This window comes from Streptomyces sp. BA2 (genome assembly GCF_009769735.1).
GTDB lineage: Bacteria > Actinomycetota > Actinomycetes > Streptomycetales > Streptomycetaceae > Streptomyces.
The window spans coordinates 3,437,306-3,452,574 of sequence record NZ_WSRO01000002.1 but is presented as its reverse complement, the minus strand read 5'-3'; the positions used below and the strand labels follow the sequence as shown (position 1 = coordinate 3,452,574).

Genomic DNA, 15,269 nt, shown 5'->3' with positions numbered 1-15,269 from the left:
ACATCCTGTACGAAGGCAGAGCCCCCATGTGGCTCGCGGCCGCAACCGTTACTCAAGAATCCGGTTTCGGGACGGGTCTGTGACACCTCTAAACTGGCCCGGTGACCGAGAACACTCAGCAGCAGAATCCAGCGTCCACCACCGAACTGCCGACCCAGTACGCGCCGGCCGAGGTAGAGGGGACGCTGTACGAGCGCTGGGTAGAACGCGGCTACTTCTCCGCCGACGCGGCGAGCGAGAAGCCCCCGTACACCGTCGTCATCCCGCCGCCGAACGTCACCGGGTCCCTGCACCTCGGGCACGCCTTCGAGCACACGCTCATCGATGCCCTCACGCGCCGCAAGCGCATGCAGGGCTTCGAGACGCTGTGGCAGCCGGGCATGGACCACGCCGGCATCGCCACGCAGAACGTCGTGGAGCGCGAGCTCGCCAAGGAGGGCAAGTCCCGCCACGACCTGGGGCGCGAGGAGTTCATCGAGCGCGTCTGGAAGTGGAAGGGCGAGTCCGGCGGCCAGATCTCCGGGCAGATGCGCCGCCTCGGCGACGGCGTCGACTGGGACCGTGAGCGGTTCACGATGGACGAGGGCCTCTCCCAGTCCGTCCAGACCATCTTCAAGAAGCTCTACGACGACGAGCTGATCTATCGCGCCGAGCGCATCATCAACTGGTGCCCGCGCTGCCTGACCGCGATCTCCGACATCGAGGTCGAGTACCAGGACGACGACGGCGAGCTCGTCTCGCTGAAGTACGGCGACGGGGACGAGACCCTGGTCGTCGCCACCACCCGCGCCGAGACGATGCTCGGCGACACGGCCATCGCCGTCCACCCGGACGACGAGCGCTACAAGCACCTCGTCGGCAAGCTGATCAAGCTGCCGCTGACCGACCGCTCGATCCCGGTCGTCGCGGACGAGCACGTCGACCCCGAGTTCGGCACCGGCTGCGTCAAGGTGACCCCGGCGCACGACCCGAACGACTTCGAGATCGGCCAGCGCCACGGCCTGCCGAACATCGCGGTCATGGACGAGCACGCCGTGATCACGGTTCCGGGCCCCTTCCAGGGCCTGGACCGCTTGGAGGCCCGCTCGGCCATCGTCGGCGCGCTGCGCGCCGAGGGCCGCATCGTCGCCGAGAAGCGCCCGTACACGCACTCGGTCGGCCACTGCTCGCGCTGCAAGACCACCATCGAGCCCCGTCTGTCGATGCAGTGGTGGGTCAAGGTCGGCCCGCTGGCGAAGGCCGCCGGTGACGCGGTCCGCGACGGCAAGGTCGCGATCCACCCGCAGGAGATGGAGAAGCGCTACTTCGACTGGGTCGACAACCTCCACGACTGGTGCATCTCGCGTCAGCTGTGGTGGGGCCACCGGATCCCGGTCTTCTACGGGCCGAACGGCGAGGTCGTCTGCGTCGGACCCGACGAGGAGGCGCCCACCGGCGAGGGCTGGACGCAGGACAGCGACGTCCTCGACACGTGGTTCTCCTCCGGCCTGTGGCCCTTCTCCACGCTCGGCTGGCCCGAGCAGACCGACAGCCTGGCGAAGTTCTATCCGAACTCCGTCCTGGTCACCGGCTACGACATCCTCTTCTTCTGGGTCGCCCGGATGATGATGTTCGGCCTGTACGCGATGGACGGCACCCCGCCGTTCCACACGATCGTGCTGCACGGCATGGTCCGCGACCAGTTCGGCAAGAAGATGTCGAAGTCCTTCGGCAACGCGGTCAACCCGCTCGACTGGATGGACAAGTACGGCTCTGACGCCGTCCGCTTCACGCTCGCCCGCGGCGCCAACCCCGGCGTCGACGTGCCGATCGGCGAGGACTGGGTCCAGGGCTCGCGGAACTTCGCCAACAAGATCTGGAACGCCACGCGCTTCGCGCTGATGAACGGCGCCACGATCGAGGGCGAACTCCCGCCCGTGGAGCAGCAGTCGGCGACGGACCGCTGGATCCTGTCCCGGCTGAACGCGACGGTCGCCGAGGTCGACGCGCTCTACGACGACTACCAGTTCGCCAAGCTGTCGGACGCCCTTTTCCACTTCGCGTGGGACGAGGTCTTCGACTGGTACGTCGAGCTGTCCAAGACCACGTTCATGGGCGGCGGCGACGCGGCGAAGGTCTCCGGCCGCGTCCTGGGCGAGGTCCTCGACGTGACGCTGCGCCTCCTGCACCCGATCGTCCCGTTCGTGACGGAGACGCTCTGGACGACCCTCACCGGCCGCGAGTCCCTCGTGATCGCCGAGTGGCCGAAGGACAGTGGCTTCCGTGACGCCGGGGCCGAGCGGGAGATCGAGACGCTCCAGCAGGTCATCACCGAGGTCCGCCGCTTCCGCGCCGACCAGGGCCTTCAGCCGGGCCAGAAGGTCCCGGCCCGCCTGACCCTGGACGGCACGGCGCTCGCCCCGCACGAGGCGGCCATCCGTCAGCTCCTGCGCCTCCAGCCGGAGGGCGAGGGCTTCGCGGCCACCGCCACGCTGCCGGTCTCGGGCGCCACGGTCGCCCTCGACCTGTCCGGCACGATCGACGTCGCGGCGGAGCGCAAGCGCCTCGCCAAGGACCTCGCGGCGGCCGAGAAGGAGAAGGCACAGGCCACGGCGAAGCTCGGCAACGAAGCGTTCCTGGCGAAGGCGCCGGACAACGTGGTCGACAAGATCCGCGGCCGCCTCACCAAGGCGGACGCCGACATCAGCCGGCTGCAGGCCCAGCTGGACGGGCTGCCGCAGGCCTAGTCAGGCGGTGCCTGGTCACACGGTGGAGACAGGGCCCATGGAACCGCAGGGTTCCATGGGCCCTGTCCCGTTTTCGTGTCCCGTCTCCTGTACGGGGATGTACACCTGCTCGGGGATGTGCAGCCCGAGGCGCACCAGCTCCGCCTCGGCGAGCGCGTCGATGATGACGGGGTCGCCGCCGCGCCAGCCCTCGGCGAGGCTGCCCGCGGTCGCGTCGGGGAGTTCGTACGCGGTCCGCGCGACCTCGTCCAGGGGACGCAGCAGGGCGCGCAGGGCGAGCAGTTCGCGGCCGTCGTCGCTGGCGGCGAGTTCCTGGGCGGCGGCTGCCTGCCGGATCCAGCGCAGGCGGCGGGGGAGCCAGCTGCTGAGCACGAGACCGACGGGTACGAGGAAGACGGCGACGGCGCCCACGATCACCGCCGCGCGTACGGTCACCGGGTCCCCGGCTCCGGCGGCGTCCGCGGCGGCCCGCAGCGCGGAGTCGACGCGATCACCGACCAGGGGAAGGCGTGAGGGGTCGCCGATGGGCGGGGGCGGTGCCTCCGGCGCGGGGCGGGTGAGCAGACAGGCCAGCCGGTAGGCGACGACGGCGGCGGCGCTCCACAGCGCGGTCCAGAGCAGGACCGCGCCGTCGCCGAGGAGCTGGCGGGTCCGTCGGCCGGGGTTCTGGGCATACCACATGGTCTGATTTGACCCCTGGGGGCGGCCTTTCCGGGACCGCCACGCCGACGTGTCACACTTCACGAAATAAAGGTCATAAGTCTGATGATTCGGGCAGAAAGACCTTGGATGATGGTGGACATGCACGACCTGCCCGTCGCCCAGGCGATTCGTGAGGCGGCGGCCGCGGGCCGTCGTCTCGCGGGGCGCTGGGCGCGAGCGCCCCGCGTGCAGGACGCTCTCGCCGCGCTGAGCTGCCTGGCCCTGATGAGCCTGGACATCCCCGGCCTCGCCGAGGCGGACAACTCCCTCAACGGCCCGCTCGCGGCCCTGGCCCTCGCCTGCGGCGCCGCGTCGCTGCTGCTGCGCCGCCGCGCTCCCTGGGTGACGTACGCGGTGGCTCTCGCGCTCGTCGGCTGGCTGCACGAGCTGACCCTCGCTCAGTTCGCGCTGTACTCCCTGGGCAGGTACCGGGGGCGTCTCGCCGGTACGTTCGGTGTGCTCGGCTATGTGGCTTTCGCGTACGTGATGTTCACTCTGCCCGGCTGGCCGGTGCACCGCGGCGACACCCTGAGCTCCTTCCTCAGCCTGGTCGTGCCGATCGGTGTGCTCGCGGCGGGGGTCGGCGTCGCGGCCAACCGCCAGGACCTGGTGCGTGCGCTTCAGGCCCAGCGGGCCGAGACGGACGCGTTGCACGCGGTCCAGCGGGAGCGGTCCCGTATCGCACGGGACGTGCACGACTTCGTCGGCCGTGAGCTGACGCTCCTGAGCGTGCGCTCGCAGGTGCTTGCCCGGCGTGCGACGGGCGGGGCCTTCGAGGACGGCTTCGAGGAACTGTCGGAGACGGCGCGCTCGGCGCATCGCATGCTGAACGAGATCATCGTGCGGCGGGGCGTGGACGGCGCCCCGACTCCTGGTCTCGACGCGCTCCCTGAACTGGCCGAGCGCAGTGAGCGGGCAGGCACGCCGGTCGACCTCCTGATCGACGGGTCGGCCTACCGCCTGTCGCCGATCCGGCAGGCGGCGGTGCATCGGGTGGTGCAGGAGTGTCTGACGAACGCGGCGAAGCATGCGCCGGGGGAGCGGGTGGATGTACGGGTGCAGGTGGCCGACGGCCACCTGCACGTGAACGTCCGCAACGCCCTGCCCGCGGCCGGCCCGGCCCCGTCACCGGTCTCCGCGGGGACCGGCACCGCGGGGATGGCCGAGCGGGTCCACACGGTGGGCGGCAGCTTCACGGCGGGCCCCTGCCGGGGGGCTTACGAGGTCCTGGCGACGCTGCCCGCAGGGGACTTGGCCTGAGGACCGGGGTGCTTGCCCCGCAATGCCCCCTGCACGAACAGGCTTTCCCACCCACCCGATCACCCCGCAGCACCATCGCCCCCCTACGCCGCCGACATCACCCGCTCAAGCCCGTCGAAGTCCTCCACGCACTTCCCGCAGCCCATCGCCACGCTGTCCAGCGGGTTCTCCGCCACGAACACCGGGATTCCGGTTTCCGATGCCATCCGCAGGTCGAGTCCCGGCAGCAGCGCGCCGCCGCCCGTCAGGACGATGCCGTGTTCCATGACGTCCCCGGACAGCTCCGGCGGGCACTCCTCCAGCGTCGTACGCACCGCGGCGATCACCGCCTCCACCGGCTCGTCCAGCGCCGCCCGCACCTCACGTGCCGTCAGCTCCACCGTCTTCGGCAGCCCCCGCACCTTCTCCCGCCCCCGCACGGTGAACGTCCGCGACTCCAGCGCCTCGTCCCCCGGAACCGGCCACGCCGAGCCGATCGCGACCTTGATGTCCTCGGCGGTCCGCTCGCCGATGAGCAGCCCGTGCTCCTTGCGCACGAAGTTCGTGATCGCCTCGTCAAGGCGGTCCCCGCCCACCCGCAGCGACTGCGCCGTGACGATCCCCCCGAGGGAGATGACCGCGACCTCGGTCGTCCCGCCGCCGATGTCGACCACCATCGAACCCCGCGGCTCCGCCACCGGAAGCCCCGCCCCGATCGCCGCGGCCATCGGCTCCTCCACCAGATGCACGGCACGGGCCCCCGCCCGCTGCGCCGCGTGCACGATGGCCCGGCGCTCGACCTGCGTGACGCCGCTCGGTACGCAGATGACCATCCGCGTACGGGGACGGCGCCCCGGCACGGCCTTACGGACGAAGTGCCGGATCATCTCCTCGGCGGCTTCGTAGTCGCTGATGACGCCGCCCCGCAGGGGGCGGATCGCGGTGATGGAGCCCGGCGTACGGCCGATCGTCTCCTTGGCCTCCGTACCGACGGCGAGGGCGGTCCGCGCGCCCTCCTTGACGGCGACCACGGACGGCTCGTTGAGCACGATCCCCTGGCCGCGGACGTAGAGAAGGGTGTTCGCTGTGCCGAGGTCGATACCTATGTCCATGATCGCCAAGTTTGCCCGATGAAGCCCCGAACCGGCGGGATGAAAGCCCCGAATCGACCGTGACTTTGGTCGCGATGACTCCCCGACGGCTTCCTGGCAGCGTCCCGACAGGTCCCGACGGCGGCTGTCACACCCCGTCCGTAGACTGGCGTACGTGAGTGACCTCCCCCCGCCTGACAGCGAGCACCCCGACCGCGACGACCACCAGGGAAGCGACGACCGTTTCGCCGAGATCGTCGAAGCCGAGACCGACCGTGACCCCGACCTCGCCGTGATCGAGGCGGGGAGCCGCACCCTGCGCACCCAGGCGGGCCCGCCCCAGGGCGACATCCCCTCCCGCCCCACCGATCCGGAGGTGGACAAGGCGCTGCGCGAGGTCGAGACCGAGCTCGCGAGCCGCTGGGGAGAGACGAAGCTGGAGCCCTCCGTCAGCCGGATCGCCGCGCTGATGGACGTCCTGGGCGAGCCCCAGCGGGCGTATCCCTCGATCCACATCACGGGCACGAACGGCAAGACGTCCACGGCCCGCATGATCGAGGCCCTCCTCTCCGCCTTCGAGCTGCGCACCGGGCGGTACACCTCCCCTCACGTCCAGTCGATCACCGAGCGGATCAGCCTGGACGGCGCCCCCATCGAGGCCGAGCGCTTCGTGGAGACGTACAACGACATCAAGCCGTACGTCGAGATGGTCGACGCCCAACAGGACTACAGGCTCTCCTTCTTCGAGGTGCTCACGGGCATGGCGTACGCGGCCTTCGCGGACGCCCCCGTGGACGTCGCCGTCGTCGAGGTCGGCATGGGCGGCAGCTGGGACGCGACGAACGTGATCGACGGCTCGGTCGCCGTCGTCACGCCCATCGACCTGGACCACACCGACCGCCTGGGCGGCACGCCGGGCGAGATCGCCGCCGAGAAGGCAGGCATCGTCAAGCCCGACGCGACGGTGATCCTCGCCCAGCAGCCGGTGGACGCGGCGCAGGTGCTCCTGAAGAAGGCCGTCGAGGTCGACGCGACGGTGGCCCGCGAGGGCCTGGAGTTCGGCATCGTCTCCCGCTCGATGGCGGTCGGCGGCCAGTTGCTGACCCTGCGCGGTCTCGGCGGGGAGTACGAAGAGATCTTCCTGCCCCTGCACGGCGCGTACCAGGCACACAACGCCGCAGTCGCGCTCGCCGCGGTGGAGGCGTTCTTCGGCATCGGTTCGCAGCACGCGCGCGCCCTCGACATCGACACCATCCGCAAGGCGTTCGCCTCGGTCTCGTCGCCGGGCCGCCTCGAGGTCGTGCGCACCTCGCCGACCGTCGTCCTGGACGCCGCGCACAATCCGGCGGGGGCCCGTGCCACCGCCGAGGCGATCAGCGAGGTCTTCGACTTCAGCAACCTGATCGGCGTGGTCGCGGCGAGCGACGGCAAGGACATGAAGGGGCTGCTCGAAGCCTTCGAGCCGATCTTCGCCGAGGTCGTCATCACGCAGAACTCCAGCCATCGCGCGATGGACGCGGACGCGCTGGCCGGGCTTGCCGTCGAGGTCTTCGGTGACGACCGCGTCCAGGTCGAGCCGCGCCTGCCGGACGCGCTGGAAGCAGCGATCACGCTCGCCGAGGAAGAGGGCGAGTACGCGGGCGGTGGCGTCCTTGTCACCGGCTCCGTCATCACCGTCGGCGAGGCCCGACTGCTCCTGGGGAGGGGCTGACTCCTGTGCGTACGCTCTGTGCTTCGACGCTGATCGGCGAGTTCTTCGTCATCGGCTTCGCCGGTCTGGTCGCCATGAAGGACCCGGACCTGTCGATGGGCACGGTCTGGACGGTCTGCGGCATCGCGATGCTGTTCTGCGTCCTGCTGTGCGGTGTGATCACCAGGCCCGGCGGGGTGCAGCTGGGCTGGGCGCTGCAGATCGCGCTCATCGCGAGCGGCTTCGTCGTACCGATCATGTTCTTCATGGGGGCGGTGTTCGCCGCGCTGTGGTGGGCCTCGATCCACTTCGGCCAGAAGATCGACGAGGCGAAGGCCAGGTTCGCGGCGCAGGCGGAGGCCGGGGCCGGAGCCGAGGCCTAGGCCCTGTCGTCAAACTCCCTCCCCCAGCCTCCGGCCGGGAGGTGCCCCCAGCCCCGCGACGCCATGCACGCACTCTCGCCGCACCGGGCGCAGACCCGAGTACGCCCAGTACGAGGGTCTACGCCCGGCACTCCCCCAGCCTCCGGCCGGGGGGACCCCCAGAGCACGCACCTGACGCCGCGGGGCCCGCCCTCCGGGCGGACGACGGGAGTTTGACGACAGGGCCTAGCGGGACGGGCTTCCGGGGCCGGAGGTAACGCGGTGTAGTGGGTGCCGGTATTCTGCCGGGCAACCCACACGCTCGTAGAAAAAATGCTTGGAGCCGCACATGACCCAGCGCACTCTCGTCCTGCTCAAGCCCGACACCGTCCGTCGTGGCCTGATCGGCGAGATCATCGGCCGTATCGAGCGCAAGGCGGGCTGGACGATCTCCGCCCTCGAACTGCGTTCGCTCGACCAGGAGACGCTGGAGCAGCACTACGGCGAGCACAAGGGCAAGCCCTTCTACGAGCCGCTGGTCGACTTCATGTCCTCGGGTCCGGTCGTCGCGCTCGTCGTCGAGGGCGAGCGCGTCATCGAGGGCGTGCGCGCCCTCGCGGGCCCGACCGACCCGATCGCCGCCGCGCCCGGCTCCATCCGTGGCGACTTCGGCACCATCGTCCGGGAGAACCTCATCCACGCCTCGGACTCCGAGGAGTCCGCCGAGCGCGAGCTGAAGATCTTCTTCCCGGGCGTCGTCTGACGTCCGTATGCAGAGACGCGCGTAAAGAATTCCGTAAAGACTTCTGACGCCTAGTCAGCAGGGCACCGCCCTGACCAGGGGTGGCCGAGAAAACCGGCCGCCCCTTGGCATATGCGCCCCAATTGGGGGAACCCGTGCCTCCGATGGCACGTCTCCAAGAGCGAGGCGGCGCATCATCTGCTGACAATGGCGAAGACCCTAGCGCCGTGTTCGTGCAGGCGAGACTACGATGGAAGCCTCCACGCCACACAGCACCCACCTCGCCTACCTAAAAAGCCATCAGAAGCTCCAGGGAAGGCCAGACGCATCCTCATGGGGAACCACATGTCGTTCATCGGCCGTGACATGGCTGTCGACCTCGGGACCGCCAACACGCTGGTGTACGTCAGGGGTCGCGGGATCGTTCTCAACGAACCGTCCGTCGTCGCGATCAACACCAACACCGGTGGCATCCTCGCTGTCGGCGCCGAAGCCAAGAAGATGATCGGTCGCACGCCGGGCAACATCGTTGCCGTGCGACCGCTGAAGGACGGCGTCATCGCCGACTTCGAGATCACCGAGCGGATGCTCCGCTACTTCATCCTGAAGATCCACAAGCGGCGGTACCTCGCCCGCCCGCGTGTCGTCGTCTGTGTGCCCTCCGGCATCACCGGAGTCGAGCGCCGCGCCGTCATCGAGGCCTCCTCGCAGGCCGGCGCCCGCCAGGTGCACATCATCGAGGAGCCCATGGCCGCGGCCATCGGTTCCGGCCTGCCGGTCCACGAGGCCACGGGCAACATGGTGGTCGACATCGGCGGCGGCACCACCGAGGTCGCCGTCATCTCGCTCGGCGGAATCGTCACGGCACAGTCGATCCGCGTCGCGGGCGACGAGCTGGACAACGCGATCATCCAGCACATCAAGAAGGAGTACTCCCTCCTCCTCGGTGAGCGCACGGCCGAGCAGATCAAGATCACCATCGGTTCGGCGTACGACATGGATGCCGACGAGCACACCGAGATCCGCGGCAGGGACCTGGTCTCCGGGCTGCCCAAGACCGTCGTCATCTCCGCCGCCGAGGTCCGCAAGGCCATCGAGGAGCCGGTCAACGCGATCGTCGACGCGGTCAAGACGACCCTCGACAAGTGCCCGCCGGAGCTCTCCGGTGACGTGATGGACCGCGGCATCGTTCTCACCGGAGGCGGCGCCCTGCTGCGCGGCCTCGACGAGCGTCTCCGCCGCGAGACGGGCATGCCGATCCACATCGCCGAGGACCCGCTGGACAGCGTGGCGCTCGGCTCCGGCAAGTGCGTCGAGGAGTTCGAGGCGCTCCAGCAAGTGCTTGACGCATCGCCGCGCCGCTGAGGGTGGCGCGAACCCGCTGAAAGGGTGTCCGCCGTACGAGTGCCTGTCACCTCGTGCGGCGGATCGTTGATATAGAGGGCTCAGAAGACAACGCACAACATGGGCAAGGCATAACAATTCCGCGGCGCCCGCAGACGCCGCGGAATCGGATTGTTTAGATTTGCTCCTACATACGCACAGTTGCTCAGAATTCCAAGGATTTCCAACTGAGGAAGGCACGGCCGCCGCACGTGAGGGACACACGAGAGAGCCGGCTGCTCCTGGTGCTGCTGATCGCCATCGCGTTCGCTTTGATCACGGTGGACATCCGTGGTGGCGAGGACTCGCCGGTCGACGGTGCCCGCCAGGCCGCCGCCACGGTCTTCGGCCCGGTCGAGAACGGCGTGTCGTCCGCCGTCGACCCGATCGGCAACGCCATCGGCGCGGTCCGGGATTCCGGCGACCGGCATGACCGGATCGCCGAACTCGAGCGTCAGAACGCCGCGTTGAAGGCGAAGCTCGGCAGCGACGACCGCAACCGCAGCCGGGTCAGACAGCTGGACAGCATGCTCAAGAGCGCCGGTGCCGGTCAGTACGGCATCAAGGGCGCCGAAGTCATCGGCATAGGAGCGGCCCAGGGCTTCTCCTGGACCGTCACCATCGACGCGGGAGCGAACGACGGACTCAAGCGCGACATGACCGTACTGAACGGCGACGGCCTGGTCGGCCGCGTCACCACGGTCGGCCCGAGCACCGCGACCGTCCTGCTCGCCAACGACCCCGACTTCACCGTCGGCACCCGCATGGAGAAGACCGACGAGCTCGGCTTCGCCACCGGACAGGGCGACCGCCCGCTGTCGGTGCAGATGCTCAACGGCAAGGCCGAGGTCAAGAAGGGCGACCGCCTGGTCACCTTCGGATCGCAGCGGGACAAGCCGTTCGTGCCGGGTGTGCCGGTCGGTGAGGTCGTCCGCGTCGACCCGTCGGGCGGTGACCTGACGCGCAACATCTTCATCAAGCCGTACGTCGGCTTCACCAAGCTGGACATCGTCGGAGTCGTCGTCGAAGCACCCCGCGAGGACCCGCGCGACACGGTCCTGCCGAAGAAGCCCGCCAAGCCGAAGCCGACCCCGACGGTGACCGTGACGGCCACCCCGTCAGGACAGCCCCCGGCCGACGGCGTCGACAACGGCAACGACGAGCAGTAGGAGCACCGGACCCCATGCGTTTCAACCGAATCCTGCTCTCCACCACCCTGATCGTCGTCGCCCTGGTCATCCAGGTCAGCGTCCTTGCCCGGCTGCAACTGCCGGGCGCGGTCCCTGACCTGGTGCTGCTCACGGTGCTCGGCCTCGCCCTGGTCTACGGCCATGTGGGCGGCGCCCTCATCGGCTTCGGCGCCGGACTCCTCGCCGACCTGGCCCCGCCTGCCGACCACGCGGCCGGGCGGTACGCCCTGGTCCTGTGCGTCGTCGGCTACCTCGCGGGCCTGGCCAAGCCGGAGACCGGACGGCTCAGGTCGGCCACCGCGCCGCTCGTCGTGGTCGTCGGCGCCGCCATCGGGTCGACGCTGCTGTACGCGGGCGTGGGCGCCCTCGTCGGGGACACCGCCGCCCGCCATGTGGGCCTGGGCGGGCTCCTCTTCACGGCCGCCCTGTACGACCTGCTGCTCGCGCCGTTCACGGTGCCGCTCATCATCGCGCTGGCCCGCAGAGCCGAGAACGACCCGCTGGGGGAGACCTCTCCCGCCAACAAGGCCACGGACGTCGCATCCGGCTGGCTCTCCTCCGGCACCGGCCTGCGCATCGGCAACCAGCGCGGCGGCCTGCGGATGAAGGCGGCCAAGGCCCGTGTCGCGCGCGCCGGACGCATCAAGGGGGTCAAGCGCCTGTGACCGCAGCGCAGTTGGCCCCGTACACGACCGGCAGGGCACACAGGCCGGTCGTGTACACGTACTGCTCGTACACACACTGAGAGGGGGAGCAACAGCAGTGACCAATATCCCCGAGACCGGACGGACCCCAAGAGTCCAGATCCGTCTCATCGTCATCCAGATCCTCGTGCTCTCCCTCCTCCTCACCCTCGGCGGCCGCCTCTGGTACCTCCAGATCCGCAACGGCGAGGAGTACGCGGAGGAAGCCTCCGGCAATCACGTCCAGCAGGTCGTCGACCCCGCCGTACGCGGCTCGATCCTCGACGCCCGCGGCGTGCCGATCGCCGACAACGAGACCCGCCTGGTCGTCTCCGCGTCCCGCACGGACCTGATGAAGATGAAGGACGACGGCAAGGCGGCCCTCGCCAAGCTCGCCGACGTCCTCGGCATGAGCGCCAAGGAAGTCTCCGACAAGGTCCGCCTCTGCGACTCCAAGACCCCGCAGCCCTGCTGGAACGGCTCGCCCTACCAGCCGATCCCGATCACGGACGAGGCCTCGCCCAAGCAGGCCCTCCAGATCCGCGAGCGCGCCGAGGACTTCCCCGGCATCACCGCCGAGCCGACCGCCGTCCGCCGCTATGCCGCGCCCGGCAAGTCCAACACCGCCCAGGTCCTCGGCTACCTCTCGCCCGTCACCGACGAGGAGATCAAGAAGGCCGAGCACACCGAGTCGCCGTTCCTGCGCTCCGACCAGGTCGGCCGCTCCGGCCTTGAGCGCACCTACGACGCGCAGCTGCGCGGCAAGGCGGGCGTCACCCGCTACGAGGTCGACAACCTCGGCCGCGTCATCGGCAAGGCCAAGGACGACCCGGCCGAGCCCGGCGCGAACGTCGTCACCAGCATCGACGCGCGCGTACAGGCCCTGTCGGAGTACTGGCTGAACGACGCGATGAAGAAGGCCCGCCAGGAGTTCGACAAGAACACCAACGAGAACTACAAGGCCGACGCGGGCGCCGTCGTCGTCATGGAGAACAAGACCGGACGCATCGTCTCCATGGCGTCCAACCCGACCTACGACCCGAACGCCTGGGTCGGCGGCATCTCCGGCAAGGACTACACGAAGCTCACCGGCAAGAAGTCCAACTACCCGCTCCTGAACCGCGCCATCCAGGGCCAGGCGGCCCCCGGCTCGATCTTCAAGGTCATCCCGACCACGGCGGCGGTCAACGCGGGCTACGAATTCAACGGGCGCTACCCCTGCCCCAGCTCGTACTCCATCGGCGGCCAGGTCTTCAAGAACTTCGAGTCCCAGGGCCACGGCAGCATCACCCTCGGCCAGGCCCTGGAGGTCTCCTGCGACACCGTCTTCTACAAGCTCTCGCACGACCAGTGGGCCAAGGACGGTGGCAACAAGCCGAAGAAGGACGCCAAGGACTGGTTCTACAAGACCGCCCACCAGTTCGGCCTCGGCAAGGAGACCGGCATCGACCTGCCGAACGAGGTCACCGGACGCGTCCCGGACCGCCAGTGGAAGAAGGACTACTGGAAGGCCAACAAGGACGGCTGGTGCAAGCAGGGCAAGAAGGGCGGCGACTACGTCGAGAAGATCGCGTACGAGAACTGCCTCGAAGGCATGAAGATGCGCGCCGGTGACTCGGTCAACTACTCCATCGGACAGGGCGACACCCTCGTCACCCCGATACAGATGGCGACGATCTACTCCGCCATCGCCAACGGCGGCACGCTCTACGACCCCACCGTCGGCAAGGCGATCGTCAGCGCCGACGGCAAGCAGGTCCAGGAGATCAAGCCCAAGTCGCACGGCAAGCTGCCCATGGACGAGAAGACGCGCGCCGACATAGACGGTGCGCTAGCCGACGTGGCGACCAAGGGAACGGCCGCCTGGCGGTTCGGCGGCTGGCCGCAGGACAAGATCCCGATGCACGCCAAGACGGGTACGGCGGAGGTCCACGGCAAGCAGACCACCTCGTGGTTCGCGACGTACACCAAGGACTACTCGATCGTGATGACGATCTCCCAGGGTGGTACGGGTTCCGGTGCTTCGGGCCCCGCCGTCCGCAAGATCTACGACGGCATCTACGGCCTCGACGAGGACGGCAAGCAGGATCTCAAGAAGGCCCTCCTCCCCGAGCCGCAGAAGAACCTGCCGAAGATCGAGACAGACGGTTCGATCAAGTCCCCGAAGATCAAGCCGTACAAGCCTGAGGCCCCCAAGCCGCCGCAGGAGCCGCAGGAACTGGCGGGCGCGCCCGCGAACGGGAGGCGCGACTAGTGGCCGGCAACAATGGCTTCTCCGTCTCCGGCTACGGGCCCGAGCGCTCGTCGCTCTCGGCCCGCCTGTTCGCCCGCGACTCGCTGGTGCGCAGGATGGACTGGCCGATACTGCTCTCCGCGATCGCGCTCTCCGCGATCGGCTCCGCGCTCGTCTACTCGTCGACGCGCAACCGCACCGAGCTGGTCGGCGACGACCCGTACTCCTTCTTGTTCAAGCACGTCATGAACACGGGCATCGGCATCGCCCTGATGGCGGGCACGGTGTGGCTCGGCCACCGGACGCTGCGGACGGCCGTGCCGATCCTCTACGGCATCTCCGTCTTCCTCGTCCTGCTCGTCCTCACCCCGCTCGGCGCGACGATCAACGGCGCGCACGCCTGGATCGTGATCGGCGGCGGCTTCTCGCTGCAGCCCTCCGAGTTCGTGAAGATCACGATCATCCTGGGCATGGCGATGCTGCTCGCGGCGCGGGTGGACGCGGGCGACCGCGTCCACCCCGACCACCGCACGGTCGTCCAGGCGCTCGGCCTGGCCGCCGTACCGATACTGATCGTGCTGCTCATGCCCGACCTCGGGTCGGTCATGGTGATGGCGATGATCGTGCTCGGTGTGCTGCTCGCGTCGGGTGCCTCGAACCGCTGGGTCTTCGGGCTCCTCGGCACGGGCGCGGCAGGCGCGATCGCCGTCTGGCAGCTCGGCGTCCTGGACGACTACCAGATCGCCCGCTTCGCGGCCTTCGCCAACCCCGCGCTCGACCCGGCGGGCGTCGGCTACAACACCAACCAGGCGCGCATCGCGATCGGCTCCGGCGGCCTGTCGGGCACCGGCCTCTTCAAGGGCTCGCAGACGACGGGCCAGTTCGTGCCCGAGCAGCAGACGGACTTCGTGTTCACCGTCGCGGGCGAGGAGCTCGGCTTCGTGGGCGCGGGCCTCATCCTGGTGCTGCTCGGCATCCTGCTCTGGCGCGCCTGCCGCATCGCGCGCGAGACGACCGAGCTCTACGGCACGATCGTCGCCGCCGGGATCATCGCCTGGTTCGCCTTCCAGTCCTTCGAGAACATCGGGATGACGCTCGGCATCATGCCGGTGGCCGGCCTGCCGCTGCCCTTCGTCTCGTACGGAGGGTCATCGATGTTCGCGGTCTGGGTGGCCGTCGGCCTGCTCCAGTCGATCAAGGTGCAGCGACCGATGTCGGCCTAGCTCGG

At 69.2% G+C, this 15,269-nt stretch carries 12 protein-coding genes; 10 read left to right on the top strand and 2 right to left on the bottom strand.

Annotation, left to right across the window (positions count from 1 at the left end):
- Positions 1-101 precede the first annotated feature (101 nt).
- Positions 102-2,726 carry a valine--tRNA ligase gene (locus E5671_RS18215; protein WP_160505020.1) on the top strand — a complete coding sequence of 875 codons (2,625 nt, stop codon included), beginning with the start codon at positions 102-104 and terminating at the stop codon, positions 2,724-2,726.
- Between the two features lie 15 nt (positions 2,727-2,741).
- On the opposite strand, the gene E5671_RS18210 is transcribed toward E5671_RS18215, so the two are convergent.
- A complete protein-coding gene (locus E5671_RS18210; RefSeq protein WP_237330187.1) occupies positions 2,742-3,407 on the bottom strand; it encodes a hypothetical protein in 666 nt (221 codons plus the stop codon).
- Between the two features lie 120 nt (positions 3,408-3,527).
- Between E5671_RS18210 and E5671_RS18205 the strand changes: the two genes are divergently transcribed.
- Positions 3,528-4,688, top strand: a complete 1,161-nt coding sequence (locus E5671_RS18205) for a sensor histidine kinase (RefSeq protein ID WP_160505019.1) — start codon at positions 3,528-3,530, stop codon at positions 4,686-4,688.
- Positions 4,689-4,771: 83 nt separating this feature from the next.
- Here the strand turns inward: E5671_RS18205 and E5671_RS18200 are convergent, their stop codons facing one another.
- Positions 4,772-5,779, bottom strand: coding sequence for a rod shape-determining protein (locus tag E5671_RS18200; RefSeq protein ID WP_202121164.1), 1,008 nt, complete (start codon positions 5,777-5,779; stop codon positions 4,772-4,774).
- 154 nt (positions 5,780-5,933) lie between these two features.
- Between E5671_RS18200 and folC the strand changes: the two genes are divergently transcribed.
- The 8 genes from folC to rodA all read left to right on the top strand — a co-directional run bounded on the left by folC (position 5,934) and on the right by rodA (position 15,264).
- The gene (gene folC, locus E5671_RS18195; protein WP_160505017.1) at positions 5,934-7,469 is read left to right on the top strand and encodes a bifunctional tetrahydrofolate synthase/dihydrofolate synthase; all 1,536 of its coding nucleotides are present in this window, start codon (positions 5,934-5,936) and stop codon (positions 7,467-7,469) included.
- Positions 7,470-7,474: 5 nt separating this feature from the next.
- A complete protein-coding gene (locus E5671_RS18190; RefSeq protein WP_160505016.1) occupies positions 7,475-7,831 on the top strand; it encodes a DUF4233 domain-containing protein in 357 nt (118 codons plus the stop codon).
- A gap of 328 nt (positions 7,832-8,159) precedes the next feature.
- Positions 8,160-8,573, top strand: a complete 414-nt coding sequence (gene ndk, locus E5671_RS18185; protein WP_160505015.1) for a nucleoside-diphosphate kinase — start codon at positions 8,160-8,162, stop codon at positions 8,571-8,573.
- A gap of 324 nt (positions 8,574-8,897) precedes the next feature.
- A complete protein-coding gene (locus E5671_RS18180; RefSeq protein ID WP_160505014.1) occupies positions 8,898-9,917 on the top strand; it encodes a rod shape-determining protein in 1,020 nt (339 codons plus the stop codon).
- Between the two features lie 230 nt (positions 9,918-10,147).
- Entirely contained in the window at positions 10,148-11,104 is a 957-nt protein-coding gene (gene mreC / locus E5671_RS18175; protein WP_160505013.1) for a rod shape-determining protein MreC, read from the top strand.
- A 14-nt stretch (positions 11,105-11,118) separates the two neighbouring features.
- Positions 11,119-11,790, top strand: a complete 672-nt coding sequence (gene mreD, locus E5671_RS18170; protein ID WP_160505012.1) for a rod shape-determining protein MreD — start codon at positions 11,119-11,121, stop codon at positions 11,788-11,790.
- A 97-nt stretch (positions 11,791-11,887) separates the two neighbouring features.
- Entirely contained in the window at positions 11,888-14,062 is a 2,175-nt protein-coding gene (gene mrdA, locus E5671_RS18165; RefSeq protein ID WP_160505011.1) for a penicillin-binding protein 2, read from the top strand.
- Entirely contained in the window at positions 14,062-15,264 is a 1,203-nt protein-coding gene (rodA, locus tag E5671_RS18160) for a rod shape-determining protein RodA (RefSeq protein WP_160505010.1), read from the top strand. Before mrdA ends, rodA begins: the two co-directional genes overlap by 1 nt.
- Positions 15,265-15,269: the final 5 nt, after the last annotated feature.